The 15315-nt window shown below is 65.3% G+C and carries 15 protein-coding genes, 1 other RNA gene and 2 pseudogenes; 12 read left to right on the top strand and 6 right to left on the bottom strand.

Annotation, left to right across the window (positions count from 1 at the left end; genetic code table 11):
* Positions 1 to 222 precede the first annotated feature (222 nt).
* From O1Q03_RS32975 to O1Q03_RS32960, 4 genes are all read left to right on the top strand, one after another.
* Positions 223 to 1116 carry a glutamate/aspartate ABC transporter substrate-binding protein gene (locus tag O1Q03_RS32975; protein WP_269508881.1) on the top strand — a complete coding sequence of 298 codons (894 nt, stop codon included), beginning with the start codon at positions 223 to 225 and terminating at the stop codon, positions 1114 to 1116.
* An 84-nt stretch (positions 1117 to 1200) separates the two neighbouring features.
* Positions 1201 to 1941, top strand: a complete 741-nt coding sequence (locus tag O1Q03_RS32970) for an amino acid ABC transporter permease (protein WP_269508879.1) — start codon at positions 1201 to 1203, stop codon at positions 1939 to 1941.
* The gene (gltK, locus tag O1Q03_RS32965; protein ID WP_269508877.1) at positions 1941 to 2618 is read left to right on the top strand and encodes a glutamate/aspartate ABC transporter permease GltK; all 678 of its coding nucleotides are present in this window, start codon (positions 1941 to 1943) and stop codon (positions 2616 to 2618) included. Before O1Q03_RS32970 ends, gltK begins: the two co-directional genes overlap by 1 nt.
* Positions 2615 to 3340, top strand: coding sequence for an amino acid ABC transporter ATP-binding protein (locus tag O1Q03_RS32960; protein WP_089464537.1), 726 nt, complete (start codon positions 2615 to 2617; stop codon positions 3338 to 3340). Before gltK ends, O1Q03_RS32960 begins: the two co-directional genes overlap by 4 nt.
* A 131-nt stretch (positions 3341 to 3471) precedes the next feature.
* Here the strand turns inward: O1Q03_RS32960 and O1Q03_RS32955 are convergent.
* The 3 genes and pseudogenes from O1Q03_RS32955 to O1Q03_RS32950 form a co-directional block, all read right to left on the bottom strand.
* Positions 3472 to 4791: pseudogene (locus O1Q03_RS32955) on the bottom strand (autotransporter family protein); the annotation flags it as partial.
* 220 nt (positions 4792 to 5011) lie between these two features.
* Positions 5012 to 5122, bottom strand: a pseudogene (locus O1Q03_RS40330) (ESPR domain-containing protein); the annotation flags it as partial.
* 623 nt (positions 5123 to 5745) lie between these two features.
* Positions 5746 to 6663, bottom strand: coding sequence for a class II glutamine amidotransferase (locus O1Q03_RS32950; protein WP_269508875.1), 918 nt, complete (start codon positions 6661 to 6663; stop codon positions 5746 to 5748).
* 204 nt (positions 6664 to 6867) lie between these two features.
* Between O1Q03_RS32950 and pyrC the strand changes: the two genes are divergently transcribed.
* The 3 genes from pyrC to rnpB all read left to right on the top strand — a co-directional run bounded on the left by pyrC (position 6868) and on the right by rnpB (position 9231).
* The gene (pyrC, locus tag O1Q03_RS32945; protein WP_269508873.1) at positions 6868 to 7932 is read left to right on the top strand and encodes a dihydroorotase; all 1065 of its coding nucleotides are present in this window, start codon (positions 6868 to 6870) and stop codon (positions 7930 to 7932) included.
* Positions 7929 to 8807 carry a DUF3025 domain-containing protein gene (locus O1Q03_RS32940; protein ID WP_269508871.1) on the top strand — a complete coding sequence of 293 codons (879 nt, stop codon included), beginning with the start codon at positions 7929 to 7931 and terminating at the stop codon, positions 8805 to 8807. Before pyrC ends, O1Q03_RS32940 begins: the two co-directional genes overlap by 4 nt.
* Positions 8808 to 8819: 12 nt before the next feature.
* An RNA gene (gene rnpB, locus O1Q03_RS32935) (RNase P RNA component class A) lies at positions 8820 to 9231 on the top strand.
* 68 nt (positions 9232 to 9299) lie between these two features.
* On the opposite strand, the gene O1Q03_RS32930 is transcribed toward rnpB, so the two are convergent.
* Both O1Q03_RS32930 and O1Q03_RS32925 read right to left on the bottom strand, forming a co-directional pair.
* Entirely contained in the window at positions 9300 to 9764 is a 465-nt protein-coding gene (locus tag O1Q03_RS32930; protein WP_269508869.1) for an OsmC family protein, read from the bottom strand.
* 422 nt (positions 9765 to 10186) lie between these two features.
* Positions 10187 to 10492, bottom strand: a complete 306-nt coding sequence (locus O1Q03_RS32925) for a hypothetical protein (protein WP_269508867.1) — start codon at positions 10490 to 10492, stop codon at positions 10187 to 10189.
* Between the two features lie 323 nt (positions 10493 to 10815).
* Here O1Q03_RS32925 and rplM point away from each other — a divergent pair, with 323 nt between their 5' ends.
* The 3 genes from rplM to erpA all read left to right on the top strand — a co-directional run bounded on the left by rplM (position 10816) and on the right by erpA (position 12226).
* Positions 10816 to 11244: a 50S ribosomal protein L13 gene (gene rplM, locus O1Q03_RS32920; RefSeq protein WP_041490553.1), complete on the top strand. Its 429-nt coding sequence runs from the start codon at positions 10816 to 10818 to the stop codon at positions 11242 to 11244.
* 10 nt (positions 11245 to 11254) lie between these two features.
* On the top strand, positions 11255 to 11647 hold the full coding sequence (gene rpsI, locus O1Q03_RS32915; protein ID WP_011883283.1) for a 30S ribosomal protein S9: 393 nt from the start codon (positions 11255 to 11257) through the stop codon (positions 11645 to 11647).
* Between the two features lie 207 nt (positions 11648 to 11854).
* Complete coding sequence (erpA, locus tag O1Q03_RS32910) at positions 11855 to 12226, top strand: iron-sulfur cluster insertion protein ErpA (RefSeq protein ID WP_175721172.1); 372 nt, start codon at positions 11855 to 11857, stop codon at positions 12224 to 12226.
* 95 nt (positions 12227 to 12321) lie between these two features.
* Here the strand turns inward: erpA and O1Q03_RS32905 are convergent, their stop codons facing one another.
* Positions 12322 to 13470 carry an anhydro-N-acetylmuramic acid kinase gene (locus O1Q03_RS32905; protein WP_269508865.1) on the bottom strand — a complete coding sequence of 383 codons (1149 nt, stop codon included), beginning with the start codon at positions 13468 to 13470 and terminating at the stop codon, positions 12322 to 12324.
* Between the two features lie 142 nt (positions 13471 to 13612).
* On the opposite strand from O1Q03_RS32905, the gene tyrS reads away from it, so the two are divergent.
* Together tyrS and dtd are read left to right on the top strand one after the other, a co-directional pair.
* Positions 13613 to 14854, top strand: coding sequence for a tyrosine--tRNA ligase (tyrS, locus tag O1Q03_RS32900; RefSeq protein WP_059581097.1), 1242 nt, complete (start codon positions 13613 to 13615; stop codon positions 14852 to 14854).
* Positions 14851 to 15309 (top strand): D-aminoacyl-tRNA deacylase, encoded by a 459-nt coding sequence (gene dtd, locus O1Q03_RS32895; RefSeq protein WP_269508863.1) that lies wholly within the window; start codon positions 14851 to 14853, stop codon positions 15307 to 15309. The genes tyrS and dtd overlap by 4 nt, the downstream gene beginning before the upstream one ends.
* The last annotated feature ends 6 nt before the right edge of the window (positions 15310 to 15315 follow it).

Genomic DNA, 15315 nt, shown 5'->3' with positions numbered 1-15315 from the left:
GCCGGTTGACTTCGATCAAATCATCACGCAATCCATCCGATTGCGTGCATGAACCCTCGCGGGCGGCGCCGGATCCGGCACCGTCCGCGTGCGCATTTCGGGGCGCCTGAAGCCGGGAGGACGGCTTCGCACAGGGCGATTCGTAGTGCGGTAAACAACCAGTTCTTTCAAAAATATTACTTTGATACACTGGCGCGGGTTTCAGCCAAGGAGATGACCAAAATGAAATACCACAAGGCAGTCCTGATGGTCGCGGCGCTGTGCGCGTTCGCAAGCGGCGCGCATGCACAGGAGACGGGCACGCTGAAGAAGATCAAGGACACGGGCGTGATCGCGCTGGGCCACCGCGAATCGTCGATCCCTTTCTCCTACTATGACCAGAACCAGCAGGTCGTCGGCTATTCGCGCGAATTCCAGATGAAGGTCGTGGACGCGGTGAAGAAGAAGCTGAACCTGCCGAACCTGCAGGTCAAGAACATCCCGGTCACGTCGCAGAACCGCATCCCGCTCGTGCAGAACGGCACGGTCGACATCGAGTGCGGCTCGACGACCAACAACACCGAGCGTCAGCAGCAGGCTGCGTTCTCCGACACGATCTTCGTGATCGGCACGCGCCTGATGACGAAGAAGGATTCCGGCATCAAGGACTTCGCCGACCTGAAGGGCAAGACGGTCGTGACCACCGCCGGCACGACGTCCGAGCGCCTGCTGCGCAAGATGAACAACGACAAGCAGCTCGGCATGAACATCATCAGCGCGAAGGATCACGGCGATTCGTTCAACACGCTCGAATCGGGCCGCGCGGTCGCGTTCATGATGGACGACGCGCTGCTCGCGGGCGAGCGCGCGAAGGCGAAGCAGCCGGGCGAGTGGGTGATCGTCGGCACGCCGCAATCGGAAGAGGCTTACGGCTGCATGATGCGCAAGGGCGACACCGAGTTCAAGAAGGTCGTCGACGACGCGATCTCGCAAGTCGAGAAGTCGGGCGAAGCCGCGAAGATCTACGCGAAGTGGTTCGAGAACCCGATCCCGCCGAAGGGGCTGAACCTGAACTTCCCGCTGTCCGATTCGATGAAGAAGCTGTACGCGAACCCGAACGACAAGGCGCTCGACTGACCACGCGGCCGTTGATGCAGAAATGACGCTACTGAAACGGAAGAGGCCACGCTTCTTCCGTTTCTTTTTGCTGGAGTCTTGCCCATGTCTTACCACTGGAACTGGGGTGTCTTTTTCAGCCCCGTCTCGACCGGCGAGCCGACGACTTATTTCGGATGGCTGATGTCCGGCTTCTGGGTGACGATCGAGGTGTCGCTCGTCGCCTGGGTCATCGCGCTGATCGTCGGTTCGCTGTTCGGCGTGCTGCGCACGGTGCCGAACAAATGGCTCGCCGCGATCGGCACCGTGTACGTGTCGATCTTCCGGAACATCCCGCTGATCGTGCAGTTCTTCATCTGGTACCTCGTCGTGCCGGAACTGCTGCCCGCATCGATCGGCACCTGGATCAAGCAGTTGCCGCCCGGCACGCAGTTCTTCACCGCGTCGATCGTCTGTCTCGGCCTGTTCACGGGCGCGCGGGTGTGCGAACAGGTGCGCTCGGGCATCAACGCGCTGCCGAAGGGCCAGCGCGCGGCCGGCCTCGCGATGGGCTTCACGCAATGGCAGACGTATCGCTACGTGCTGCTGCCGGTTGCATACCGGATCATCGTGCCGCCGCTCACGTCGGAGTTCCTGAACATTTTCAAGAACTCGGCGGTCGCGTCGACGATCGGCCTGCTCGACCTGTCCGCGCAGGCGCGCCAGCTCGTCGACTACACCGCGCAGACCTACGAGTCGTTCATCGCGGTCACGCTCGCGTACGTGGTCATCAACCTCGTCGTGATGGCGTTCATGCGCTGGATCGAAGGCCGCACGCGGCTGCCCGGCTACATCGGAGGCAAGTGATGCATCAATTCGACTGGAGTAGTATTCCCGGCGCGATACCGACGCTGTGGTCGGGTGCGATCGTCACGTTCAAGATCACGCTGATCGCGATCGTCGTCGGCATCGTCTGGGGCACGCTGCTCGCGCTGCTGCGGCTGTCCGGCGTGAAGCCGCTGGCATGGTTCGCGAAGGCGTACGTGACGGTGTTCCGCTCGATCCCGCTCGTGATGGTGCTGCTGTGGTTCTTCCTGATCGTGCCGCAGGTGCTGCAGGGCGTCCTCGGGTTGTCGCCGACGATCGATATCCGCCTCGCATCGGCGATGGTCGCGTTCTCGCTGTTCGAAGCCGCGTATTATTCCGAGATCATCCGCGCCGGCATCCAGGCGGTGGCGCGCGGACAGGTGAACGCCGCGTTCGCGCTCGGCATGAACTACGCACAGGCCATGCGCCTCGTGATCCTGCCGCAGGCGTTCCGCGCGATGGTGCCGCTGCTGCTCACGCAGGCGATCGTCCTGTTCCAGGATACGTCGCTCGTGTACGTGATCAGTCTCGCGGACTTCTTCCGCACGGCCGCCAACATCGGCGACCGCGACGGCACGACCGTTGAGATGGTGCTGTTCGCGGGCGCATGCTATTTCGTGATTTGCTCGTTGGCGTCTGTTCTCGTCAAGGGTCTCCAGAAAAAGGTCACAAGATGATTTCCATCAAGAACGTTTCGAAGTGGTACGGCCAGTTTCAGGTCCTTACCGAATGCACGACCGAGGTCAAGAAAGGCGAGGTGGTCGTCGTGTGCGGCCCGTCCGGCTCGGGCAAGTCGACGCTGATCAAGACCGTCAACGGCCTCGAGCCGTTCCAGCAAGGCGAGATCCTCGTGAACGGCCAGTCGGTCGGCGACAAGAAGACGAACCTGTCGAAGCTGCGCTCGAAGGTCGGGATGGTGTTCCAGCATTTCGAGCTGTTCCCGCACCTGTCGATCACCGAGAACCTGACGCTCGCGCAGATCAAGGTGCTCGGCCGCGGCAAGGACGAAGCGGCGGAGAAGGGCATGAAGCTGCTCGATCGCGTCGGCCTGAAGGCGCATGCGCACAAGTTTCCGGGCCAGTTGTCCGGCGGCCAGCAGCAGCGTGTCGCGATCGCGCGCGCGCTGTCGATGGACCCGATCGCGATGCTGTTCGACGAGCCGACGTCCGCGCTCGATCCCGAGATGATCAACGAAGTGCTCGACGTGATGGTCGAGCTCGCGCAGGAAGGGATGACGATGATGGTCGTCACGCACGAGATGGGCTTCGCGAAGAAGGTCGCGCATCGCGTGATCTTCATGGACAAGGGCGCGATCGTCGAGGACGACCGCAAGGACGATTTCTTCTCGAACCCGAAGTCGGACCGCGCGAAGGACTTCCTCGCGAAGATCCTGCACTGAGCGTTCGCAACGCGTGCGCTTTGTGCGCGCCCATGAAAAACCGCCTGGCCAACCACCAGGCGGTTTTTTTTCGCCGGTGGCCCGTCGCCCGTCGCCCGCCGACGGCGGCGGACGGCTTCGTGCATCGCGCGTTACCAGCTGTAGCGGTAGCCGACCTGGCCGGTGATCCCGCGCCGGTAATCGCCGCCGATGTTGCGCGCGTACTTCGCGTTCGCATACAGCTCGCCCGATTTGCCGAAGCCCGCGGTCACGCCGATGCCGAGCTCGTACCACGTGCGGCCCAGGTGCGTCGCGAACGGCGTGCCGCCGACGACGGTCTGGCCCGGCGACAGGAAGTCGTGCAGCACGTCGGCCGTGAAGTACGGCGTCGCGGCACTGCCGCCCGCGTTCGCGTCGAGGTTCGGCCGGAACATGCGTACGCCGACGCGCCCGCGCAGCGCGTGGGTCGTCGTACCCGACACGGCCGACACGGTGTCGTTGAAGCCGTTGAGCTTCAGATACTGGTACATCAGCTGCGCCTGCGGCTCGACGGCGATCGGCGTGCCGCCGATCCCGAACGGCTTGCCGGCTTCCTGCGACAGCGCGACGCCGAAGCCGTTCTGCGACGCGTCGTTGCCGTAGCTGTCGCGGTAGCGGTTGCCGTAGTGCGTGACCTGCCCGACGCTGTCGAAGTACGTGCCGTCGGACAGATAGCGCGTCCAGTAGACGCCGATGCTCTGCGCGTGCATTTCGACCGAGCCCGTCGACGTCGACAGGCCTGGCGCATCGGCGCGCGCCATGTCGCTGAAGCTCGCGTTCGCGACGCCGATGCTCGCCGTCACGCCCGCGTGCGTGCTGCCGCCGGCGGGCGCCTGGTCGAGTGTCGAGTCCTTGCCGAATTGCGCGAAGAACGTGCGTTCGTCCGCCGCGAAGCGGCCCGCGTTCGCATCGACACTCTGTCCGCCAATGCGGCCCCATACGCCGTCGCGGTTGCCCGGCGCCTGCTTGTCGAGGTTGTAGATGTCGCCGACGCGTTCGTGCAGCCTGCCGAGCGTCGAGAAGCCGTAGTCGGCGTTCAACAGCGGCGTCATCGCATAGCCGGCGACACCCGGACGATAGGCGAGATTGCGGCCGTTGCCGTTGCCAGCGCCGGTCGGATCGATCGGATTGCCGGGATCGGCCGGATCGAGCTGCGAGCGCAGGTACCAGCCGTTCGCGTCGCTCTGCCCGCCGCGATAGAGCCGATATTCGTACGCGCCGGCCTGTACCGGGCCCGCGAGATGGAACGCCGATGCGGTGGTCGTGCCGCCGTTGGCCGTGACGACCACCGGAATCCCGTCTCCCTTCGTTTGTGCGCCGCCGCCGGCCGTGTTCGCGATCTTCAGGCCCGTCGTGCCGCTCGCGGCGCCGCCGTTCACGATCAGCTGGTCGGTCGGCGAGTTGTCGGCGCCGAGGTAGGTGTTCAGCGCGATCGCCGACGGTATCGCCGCCCGACACCGTCGCGGCGCCGGCCAGGTTGCTGTTCACGGTCGGGCTGAAGCTGCCGAGTGCGCAACGGCCGCCGCTTGCGACCGCCGAATTGTCGCCGCAGGTCGACGCGTACGCGGAGCCGGCCGACAGCGCGGCCAGCGCGGCGCCGAGCGCGGCCACGCGTAGCGGCGAGCGACGGATCGCCGCGTGGCCGGCGCCGCGACATGCGCACGATGTGCTGCCCGAACGCTTGCCGCGCGCCCGTGCGGTTTCCCCGACCGCGATCCAGCAACCGGCGGTTTCGCTCCATATCGATCGAAATGAGTGATTCACGACATGCCCCTATTTCTTTTTTTGAAGTGATGTTCACCGTGCAGCGGTGAAAGTGCATTCCGCGGTCGAAAAATGGCCGGACGGGCGTGCTGCGGCCATTGCCGTTTTCACGCCGGTCGTGATCCGTTACGCCGAGGATTGACGGAGTCTACTGATCGAAGTGGCGGGCGATTATCAAAAAAATGACGAATGTGGCGATGATGCCGATTCGGCCGTGTATTTTTGAATTATGTGGATAAGCGAACTGATCGCCTTGTTGGGTAAGGGTTTGAGGGATTTTTTGACGAGACGCCTGTCGATGGCTGGATCGGTGATCTGACGCACCGATCGCGAAAAATTTCTGAGCTAGAATGCGGGCTTCCAGATTATCTGGATGAAATTCCGGTATTCGGATTGTTTCGCATATGGATTATATTCTCTTGAAAATTAATTAAATCAAGCGAATGTTGTGCGAAGCCGTTTCGGCGAACCGGATTGCGGTTTGAATGACACGAAGGCCGAAAAGGCCGGGGCGGGCGACGCGATTTTCCGTGGCGGCGCGCGATGCGCGGAAACCGCGCGCACGCGACTGTCGCGTCGCGCGGCGGCGGGAAAAGAAGCAGGAAAGGGCGCGAGCGCGCCGCTCAGAAGTCGATCGAGTCGTCGGCGTCGTCCGCGGCCGCGGACGCGAGCGCTTCGCGCCGCGCCGCCGTGCAGGGCGCGGATGCCGACGCGTCGAGCGACGGATTGCGAAGCTTCTCGAGCACGCGCTCGGGCACTGGAATCTGCATCCGCGCGGCGACGTCGCCGCACTGGAACATGATCAGCTCGCCCGGCTCGAACGACGTCCAGACCTCGTTGTCGGTCAGCGGCTGCGTGGCGATCACCGCGACGCGATCCTCGGGCGTCGTGTATTTCGCGAAATCGATCGACAGGTCTTCGTCGACCAGGTGTGCGGTCGAGAACGGCCAGCGGCGCACGAGGTAGTGCAGCCGCGTCGAGCAGTGCGCGAACAGCGCCTGGCCGTTCGACATCAGGAAGTTGAACACGCCGTGATCGGTGATGCCGCGCGTCAGTTCGCCCACGCGCTCGAACAGCTCCGGCAGCGGCGGCTGCGCGCCCGGGAACGCTTCGCGCAGCCCCTGCATCAGCACGCAGAACGCCTTCTCGCTGTCGGTCGTGCCGACCGGGTGGTAGACGCTGCCGTCGAGGTCGGGTTCGTAGTCCTGCAGATCGCCGTTATGCGCGAAGATCCAGTGCCGCCCCCACAGCTCGCGCATGAACGGGTGGCTGTTCTCGAGCAGGATGTGGCCCTGCGTGGCCTTGCGGATGTGCGCGATCGTGTTCTTGGACTTGATCGGGTAGCGCTTCACCATTTCGGCGAGCGGCGACGTGGCCGACGCCTGCTGATCGATGAACAGGCGGCAGGCCTTGTCCTCGAAGAACGCGATGCCCCAGCCGTCGGCATGGTGATCGGTGAGCCCGCCCCGGGCCGCGAAACCGGTGAAGGAGAATGTGACGTCCGTCGGTGCGGCGCAGTTCATTCCTAAGAGTTGGCACATTTTGCTTGGGGCGGCAGGGTGAGGCGGGGGTAACGAACCGGGTGAAGCCCGGTACAATGCGGGTTCTAGCATATCACCGAGCCTGGAGCGGTAAAAAGCGGATTCCGCTGCCAAGGGCCTCGTGTTGCGGTTTGCCGTCAGTCGGCCCGCACACGCGGGGTTCCGGCCCCGCAGATGGCCAGCCCGTTCCTCACGACGCCTCCTATGACTGCCTCGAACGCTTCCTCCCCGGCGACGCTCACGCTCGCCCGTCCCGACGACCTGCACCTGCACCTGCGCGACGGCGACATGCTGGCCGCGGTGCTGCCGCACACCGCCCGCCAGTTCGCCCGCGCGATCGTCATGCCGAACCTGAAGCCGCCTGTCACGACCACCGAGCACGCGCGCGCGTATCGCGAGCGGATCCTGGCCGTGCTGCCGGCGGGCATGGCGTTCGAGCCGCTGATGACGCTGTACCTGACCGACAACACGGCGCCCGACGAAATCCGCCGCGCGCGCGATAGCGGCTTCGTACACGGCGTGAAGCTGTATCCGGCCGGCGCGACGACGAACTCCGACCACGGCGTCAGCGATCTCGCGAAGTGCGCGAAGACGCTCGAAGTCATGCAGGAAACCGGCATGCCGCTGCTCGTGCACGGCGAGGTGACGGACCCGGCGATCGACATGTTCGATCGCGAGAAGGTGTTCATCGACCGTGTGATGACGCCGCTGCGCCGCGATTTCCCGGGCCTGAAGGTGGTGTTCGAACACATCACGACGAAGGACGCGGCCGACTACGTGCGCGACGCCGATGCGGCGCCGGGCCTGCTCGGCGCGACGATCACGCCGCAGCACATGCTGTACAGCCGCAATGCGTTGTTCGTCGGCGGGATTCGTCCGCACTACTACTGCCTGCCGGTGCTGAAGCGCGAGACGCACCGCGTCGCGCTCGTCGAAGCCGCGACGTCGGGCAACCCGCGCTTCTTCCTCGGCACCGACAGCGCGCCGCACGCGCGCGACGCGAAGGAAACCGCGTGCGGCTGCGCAGGCTGCTACACGGCGCTGCACGCGCTCGAGCTGTATGCGGACGCGTTCGACCAGGCCGGCGCGCTCGACAAGCTGGAAAATTTCGCGAGCCGTTTCGGCGCCGATTTCTACGGGCTGCCGCACAGCACCGAGACGATCACGCTGCGTCGCGAGCGCTGGGAACTCCCGCGCGAGGTGTTCGCGGGCGATACGCCGGTCGTGCCGCTGCGCGCCGGCGAAACGATCGGCTGGAAGTTTGCGTGAGCGGTACGCCGTCGCGCGGGGCCGGCTTGACGGCCGGCGTCGGCGCGGCGGATTTCGCGCGGATCGACTGGTCCGCGCCGTGGCTCATGCAATACGCGGAGCCCGGCCGTGCGCTGCAGGCGGCCGCGCGCGACGGCGAGGCCGCGCTGCTCGACGCGCTGAACGGCGCGCTGCGCGACGGTGATCGCGCGAGCGGCCGCGGCAGGCCGCTGCGCTTCGTGCCGCAACGCGAGCTGCCGTCCGGCGTCGCATACGAAACCCATATCGCCGACACCGGCGGTGTGCCCACCCGCCACAATCTTCACGACTTCTTCAATGCGCTCGTGTGGTTCGCGTATCCGCGCACCAAGGCCACGCTGAACGCGCGCCAGGCCGCGGCAATCGACGCCGCGGGCGGGGTCGGCCCCGTGCGCGGCCCGCTGCGCGATGCGCTCACGCTGTTCGACGAGAACGCCGCCGTGTTCGCGACGGCCGACCCGGCGCTCGCCGACGCGCTGCGCGGGTTCGACTGGCAGCGCCTGCTGGTCGCGGCGCGCGATGCGTGGGGCACGCGCTGCGAGACGCGGCTCGTCGGCCATGCACTGCTCGAGCAGCTCGTCACGCCTTACAAATCGTGTACCGCGCACACGTGGATCATCGAAGTGAGTGCGGACTATTTTTCGTGGCCCGACACCGCGCGAGCCGCGCATGTCGATGCGCGGCTCGCCGGCGAACTGGCCGCCCGCAACCTGACGAGCCGCGATTTTTCGCCGCTTCCGGTGCTTGGTGTGCCGGGCTGGTGCGATGCGAATGCCGCGCCCGCGTTCTACGACGATCCGGCCGTTTTTCGCAGCGGCCGCCGCTCGCGCGCTGCCGGCGGCGGCGCGCAGTGCTAGAATGCGCACCGCAAAGCAGGCTAGGCAGTCGCGGCCTCGCCGCCTTCGGGCAGGCGGGGGCGAGGAAAGTCCGGACTCCACAGGGCAGGGTGATGGCTAACGGCCATCCGTGGCGACACGCGGAACAGGGCAACAGAAAGCAAACCGCCGATGGCCCGGCGCAAGCCGGGATCAGGTAAGGGTGAAACGGTGCGGTAAGAGCGCACCGCGGCGACGGCGACGTTCGCCGGCACGGTAACCTCCACCCGGAGCAATTCCAAGTAGGCAGGCGCGCATTTTCGGATGCAGGACGGGGCCCCCGTCTCGTCTGCGGGTAGGAAGCTTGAGCGCGTCAGCAATGGCGCGCCTAGAGGAATGGCTGCCACGCGTTGCGCGCTTCGGCGCGCGGCGTGCACAGAATCCGGCTTATCGGCCTGCTTTGCCGCTCGAATACGAAAAGGCCGGCGCTCCGCGAGGAGCGCCGGCCCTTTTTTATCCGCGGCCGCCGTGCGTTCAGGACGCGACGATGTCGAACGAGTGCGTGAGTTCGGCCGTCTTCGCGATCATGATCGACGCGGAGCAGTACTTGTCGTGCGACAGATTGATCGCACGCTCGACCGTGGCCGGGTTCAGGTTGCGGCCCGTGACGGTGAAGTGGAAGTGCACCTTCGTGAACACCTTCGGATCTTCGCTCGCGCGCTCCGCCTTCAGCGTGACCGAGCAGCCGGTCACTTCCTGGCGGCTTTTCTTCAGGATCAGCACGACGTCGTACGCGGTGCAGCCGCCGGTGCCGACCAGCACCATTTCCATCGGGCGCGGCGCGAGGTTATGGCCGCCGCCTTCCGGTGCGCCGTCCATCGCGACTAGGTGGCCGCTTCCGGTCTGGGCCGAAAACGCCATGCCGTCCTGACCCATCCAGTTTACTTTGCATTCCATGCTTGCACTCCAGCGTTGCCTGATTCGGATTCGATCCGGCATTGTAGCCCGCGGCGCTGCGCTCGGCTGATGCGCTGCACGACGCGAAACGCCGCACTCGCGGAGCCGACGCGCGGTGCGGCGATTTCCCTGCGGTTCTTAGGGGTTTTGCTCTAGATGGGACCGATTCCCGGCCGGGTGAATGTTGCTTAGTTCATTGATTGCAAACAGGAAAGCGGATCGTCTCGGCGAATTGCCGTGATTCCGCATTATGGTTTTCGATTTCGCAATGCAAATTTTCTTGTGCAGTCGGCCACGCGTTCGTATAATGGGCTCCATTGGTTGTCGCGCTGCGGCAACCTCCCCATGTCTCCTCCACCCTCCTCCAAAGGTGGATTAAGCCCGAACCAGCCGTTCGGGCTTTTTTTCGTCCCATGCAAACATCGGCGCGCAGCTTGCGCGGGCCGAAACCCGCTTCGAACCGCTTATGCGGGTTGCCGTGCGCCCGGTTGCGACGCCGCGTCGGGCGATGCGCGCCCGGAACGGCCGGCCGGCGCGGACGCGTGTGCGGCGGACGCATGGCCGTGGCCGCGCGCGCAGAAATGGCGCACGCGTTCGCGGACTGCGCGCAGGCGGGCGACGCGCTCCTCGGCATGGGCGCCGCGGGCGTCGGCGATGCGCGCATCGAGCGCGTCGAGCTTGGCTTCGCACGCGGTGCGGGCGGCGACGGCGGGCGTCGCGGCGGCCAGCAGCGCGGCCGCGAGAAAGGGCGTAAGTCGTTGTTTCGTCATGTTTGTTTGTTGTTGTCCTGAGTCGACCGGTAGCGCGCGGCAAGGTCCGGCGCCGCGCGTCGATGGGTGCCGCCGCCGGGCGCTCGGTTCGCCTGGCTTGTCGGGGCACGATCGAATTCTGGCCCAATTCTGGCCCATTTCGCGCGCGGTGAGCACCGCTCGTGGATTCTCTTTGACCGTGTTGCGGTATTTCCTTTATAATTCAGGGCTTTTCCGCATTCATGCCCACGGAAAAAGAACAGGGAGAGCCTGCACCGCGCCTCGAAGCGCACTCAGACAAGCAGGACAAACACACCGGGCAAAGCATTTTTTTTGGATCGATCATGAAGACGTTTTCCGCAAAAGCCCATGAGGTGACGCGCGAATGGTACGTGATTGACGCGACGGATAAGGTTCTCGGCCGTGTTGCCAGCGAAGTGGCACGCCGTCTGCGCGGCAAGCACAAGCCTGAGTTCACTCCGCACGTCGACACCGGTGATTTCATCATCATCGTCAACGCGAGCAAGTTGAAGGTCACGGGCAACAAGACGCTGGACAAGAAGTACTACCGTCACTCGGGCTACCCGGGCGGTATCTATGAAACGACGTTCGGCAAGATGCAAGAGCGCTTCCCGGGCCGTGCGCTCGAGAAGGCGGTCAAGGGCATGCTGCCGAAGGGCCCGCTCGGCTACGCGATGATCAAGAAGCTGAAGGTCTACGCAGAAGCGACGCATCCGCACTCGGCTCAACAGCCGAAGGCGCTCGAGATCTAAGGGGACCCACATGATCGGTAACTGGAACTACGGTACGGGCCGCCGCAAGAGCGCAGTCGCACGTGTCTTCATCAAGGCTGGCAAGGGCGATATCATCGTCAACGGCAAGCCCATCGCTGACTACTTCTCGCGCGAAACGTCGCTGATGATCGTGCGTCAACCGCTGGAACTCACGAACCACGGCCAGACGTTCGACATCAAGGTGAACGTCAACGGCGGCGGTGAAACGGGTCAGGCAGGCGCAGTGCGCCACGGCATCACCCGTGCACTGATCGACTACGACGCAACGCTGAAGCCGTCGCTGTCGAACGCAGGCTTCGTCACGCGCGATGCGCGTGAAGTCGAGCGTAAGAAGGTTGGTCTGCGCAAGGCACGTCGCGCAAAGCAGTTCTCGAAGCGTTAATTTCGCTTCCTGGCCGCGCCGCTTTCGGGCGGCGCTCGCCGAAAAAACCGCCAGCGTTCGCACTGGCGGTTTTTTTATGTCCGCGCGATGGCGCGCCACGGGCCGCACCGCGCATTGGAATCAACAAGAACCTATTGATTTCATGGACATCAGCACGATCTTCTGATCGGCCCTACAATAGCGGCTAAAGCTTTTTGGAGAGTTCGCATGAACGCTGTTACCGAATCCGCAGCAACGACCACCGAAATGCCGGTACCGTTCGTCTTTACCGACGCCGCGGCCGACAAGGTCAAGCAACTGATCGACGAAGAGGGCAATCCCGACCTGAAGCTGCGCGTGTTCGTGCAAGGCGGCGGCTGCTCGGGCTTCCAGTATGGCTTCACGTTCGACGAGGAAGTCAACGAGGACGACACCGTGATGAACAAGAACGGCGTCCAGCTCCTGATCGACTCGATGAGCTACCAGTACCTGGTCGGCGCCGAGATCGACTACAAGGACGACATCAACGGCGCGCAGTTCGTGATCAAGAACCCGAACGCAACGACCACCTGCGGGTGCGGCTCGTCGTTCTCGGTCTGAGCGCACGACGAATCCTGTCCGGTTCGCCGGAATGAAAAGCGGGGCTTGATGCCCCGTTTTTTTTGCCCATGCGCGGCATGACCGCGCGGGGCGCGTCAGCGCGGATACAGTGCGCCGAGCACGCGCTCGCCGGCCGCACCCGTCACGCTCGCGAGATTGCCGGGCTGGCGCGCGGTGAAGCGATACCCGAGCCACGCGAACGCCAGCGCCTCGACTTGCTGCGGCGGCACGCCGAGCGCGGCCGTCGTGTCGACGCTCGCCGGTACGCCGGCTTTCTGCAACGCATCCCCGAGCGCCGCGAGCAGCACCGGATTGCGCGCGCCGCCGCCGCACACGAACACGGCCTTGCAGCCCGCCGCATGCTGCGCGATCTCGCGTGCGACCGACACGGCGGTGAGCGCCGTCAGCGTCGCCTGCACATCCTCCGGCGCCACCTGCGCAAAACCGGCGAGCTTCGCGTCCAGCCACGCGGGATTGAACAGGTCGCGGCCGGTGCTCTTCGGCGGTGGTGCGCTGAAGTACGGTTCGTCGAGCAGCGCGTCGAGCAGTGGCGCGTGCACGGTGCCGCGTGCGGCGAACTTGCCGCCTTCGTCGTACGCCTTGCCGAGGTGGCGGGTTGCCCACGCATCGATCAGCGCATTGGCGGGCCCGCAGTCGAAGCCGCGCACGTCGCCGCCTTCGGCCGGCAGGATCGTGATGTTGCTGATGCCGCCCAGGTTGCACACGACGCGCGTCTCGCCCGGCGCGCCGAACACCGTCGCGTGGAACCCGGGCGCGAGCGGTGCGCCATGGCCGCCGGCGGCCACGTCGCGGCTGCGGAAATCGGCGATCACGTCGATCCCGGTGAGTTCGGCGAGCAGTGCCGGATTGTTGAGCTGGCGCGTATAGCCGCGCTCGGGCCGGTGCCGCACCGTCTGACCGTGCACGCCGATCGCGCGGATCTCGTCGCGCGACAGCCCGGCCGTGCGCTGCAACTCGTGGCAGCACACCGCGTAGCGTGCGACGAGCGCGTTCGCGGCGATCGATTCGCGATCGATCTCGTTGTCGCCGGGCTGCTGCAGCGCGAACAGCGCGTCGCGCAGCGATTGCGCGAAGCCGACGAACGCTTCCGCGAGCACGACCGGCGCGCGGCCGGCCTCGAAACGCACGGCGACGCCGTCGACGCCATCCATGCTGGTTCCCGACATCAGCCCGAAGTAGATGCCGTCGGCAGGGTGGGCGGGTTGCGGATGTCGATGCGCCACGTTGGGTTCTCCTGGATCATGCGCCGCGGGCCGATGCCGCGCGCGTTGCGCCCGATTATCCGCGTAACCTGATGCGTCGTTAAGCGATGCGCGCGCAAGTTATGGGAAAATCCCTGTCTTTGCGACATTCTTCCTGGCACCGATGAGCACCGAACCCAGTTCCAAGCCTGTTTTCCCGATCACCGACGAAGTCCGCCATGCGCTTGCCGTCACGAAGCGCGGCGTCGACGAACTGCTGATCGAGGAAGAGTTCGCGCAGAAGCTCGCGCGCAGCGCAGCCACCGGCACGCCGCTGCGTATCAAGCTCGGCCTTGATCCGACCGCGCCCGATATCCACATCGGCCATACGGTCGTGCTGAACAAGATGCGCCAACTGCAGGACCTCGGCCACACGGTGATTTTCCTGATCGGCGATTTCACGTCGCTGATCGGCGATCCGTCGGGCCGCAACGCGACGCGCCCGCCGCTCACGCGCGAGCAGATCGAATCGAACGCGAAGACCTACTTCGAGCAGGCCGCGCTCGTGCTCGATCGCGACAAGACCGAGATCCGCTACAACAGCGAATGGTCGATGCCGCTCGGCGCCGACGGGATGATCAAGCTCGCGTCGCGCTACACCGTTGCGCGGATCCTCGAGCGCGAGGACTTCACGAAGCGCTTCCAGGGCGGCGTGCCGATCTCGATCCACGAATTCCTGTACCCGCTGATGCAGGGCTACGACTCCGTCGCGCTGAACGCCGATCTCGAACTCGGCGGCACCGACCAGAAGTTCAACCTGCTCGTCGGCCGCGAACTGCAGAAGCAGTACGGCCAGGAACAGCAGTGCATCCTGACGATGCCGCTGCTCGAAGGCCTCGACGGCGTCGAGAAGATGTCGAAGTCGAAGGGCAACTACGTCGGCATCAGCGAGAAGCCGACCGACATGTTCGGCAAGCTGATGAGCATCTCGGACACGCTGATGTGGCGTTACTTCGAGCTGCTGTCGTTCCGCAGCCTCGACGAGATCGCCGGCTTCAAGCGCGAGGCCGAAGGCGGCCGCAATCCGCGCGACTTCAAGGTGCTGCTCGCGCAGGAGATCGTCGCGCGCTTCCACTCGCAGGCCGATGCCGAGCGTGCGCTGGAGGATTTCAACCACCGCGCGAAGGGCGGCGTGCCGGACGATATCCCGTCGGTCACGCTCGCGGGCGCGCCGCTCGCGATCGGCCAGCTGCTGAAGCAGGCCGGCCTCGTGCCGTCGACCAGCGAAGCGCTGCGCAACATCGAGCAGGGCGGCGTGAAGATCGACGGCGCGACCGTGTCCGACAAGGGCCTGAAGGTCGAGGCCGGCGAGTTCGTGGTCCAGGTCGGCAAGCGCCGCTTCGCACGCGTCACGCTGACCGCATGATCGCGCTGATCCAGCGCGTGACGCGCGCCGACGTGCGCGTCGGCGGCCGCACGACGGGCGAGATCGGCGCGGGGCTGCTCGCCCTGGTCTGCGCAGAACGCGGCGACACCGAGGCCGCGGCCGACAAGCTGCTCGCGAAGCTGCTCGGCTACCGCGTGTTCAGCGACGCGGCCGGCAAGATCAACCTGCCGGTATCGAACATCGACGGCGAAGGCCGCGCAGGCGGCCTGCTGCTCGTGTCGCAGTTCACGCTCGCGGCCGATACCAACAGCGGGCTGCGTCCGAGCTTCACGCCGGCTGCGCCGCCCGACGAAGGCGCGCGCCTGTTCGACTATTTCGTCGCAGCCGCGCGCGCGCGTCATCCGGTCGTCGAGACGGGCGAGTTCGGCGCCGACATGCAGGTGTCGCTGGTCAACGACGGCCCCGTGACGTTCTGGCTGCAAGTGCGGTCCTGATTCTTT

Source organism: Burkholderia sp. IMCC1007 (assembly GCF_027257875.1).
GTDB lineage: Bacteria > Pseudomonadota > Gammaproteobacteria > Burkholderiales > Burkholderiaceae > Burkholderia.
Note: the sequence above shows the minus strand (reverse complement) of the source record. Positions and strands in the feature narration are given on the sequence as shown.

Coding starts and splice junctions, on each gene's coding strand:
- O1Q03_RS32975 (WP_269508881.1), top strand. CDS start 223: ATGAAATACCACAAGGCAGTCCTGATGGTCGCGGCGCTGTGCGCGTTC.
- O1Q03_RS32970 (WP_269508879.1), top strand. CDS start 1,201: ATGTCTTACCACTGGAACTGGGGTGTCTTTTTCAGCCCCGTCTCGACC.
- gltK (WP_269508877.1), top strand. CDS start 1,941: ATGCATCAATTCGACTGGAGTAGTATTCCCGGCGCGATACCGACGCTG.
- O1Q03_RS32960 (WP_089464537.1), top strand. CDS start 2,615: ATGATTTCCATCAAGAACGTTTCGAAGTGGTACGGCCAGTTTCAGGTC.
- O1Q03_RS32950 (WP_269508875.1), bottom strand. CDS start 6,663: ATGTGCCAACTCTTAGGAATGAACTGCGCCGCACCGACGGACGTCACA.
- pyrC (WP_269508873.1), top strand. CDS start 6,868: ATGACTGCCTCGAACGCTTCCTCCCCGGCGACGCTCACGCTCGCCCGT.
- O1Q03_RS32930 (WP_269508869.1), bottom strand. CDS start 9,764: ATGCCGGATCGAATCCGAATCAGGCAACGCTGGAGTGCAAGCATGGAA.
- O1Q03_RS32925 (WP_269508867.1), bottom strand. CDS start 10,492: ATGACGAAACAACGACTTACGCCCTTTCTCGCGGCCGCGCTGCTGGCC.
- rplM (WP_041490553.1), top strand. CDS start 10,816: ATGAAGACGTTTTCCGCAAAAGCCCATGAGGTGACGCGCGAATGGTAC.
- rpsI (WP_011883283.1), top strand. CDS start 11,255: ATGATCGGTAACTGGAACTACGGTACGGGCCGCCGCAAGAGCGCAGTC.
- erpA (WP_175721172.1), top strand. CDS start 11,855: ATGAACGCTGTTACCGAATCCGCAGCAACGACCACCGAAATGCCGGTA.
- tyrS (WP_059581097.1), top strand. CDS start 13,613: ATGAGCACCGAACCCAGTTCCAAGCCTGTTTTCCCGATCACCGACGAA.
- dtd (WP_269508863.1), top strand. CDS start 14,851: ATGATCGCGCTGATCCAGCGCGTGACGCGCGCCGACGTGCGCGTCGGC.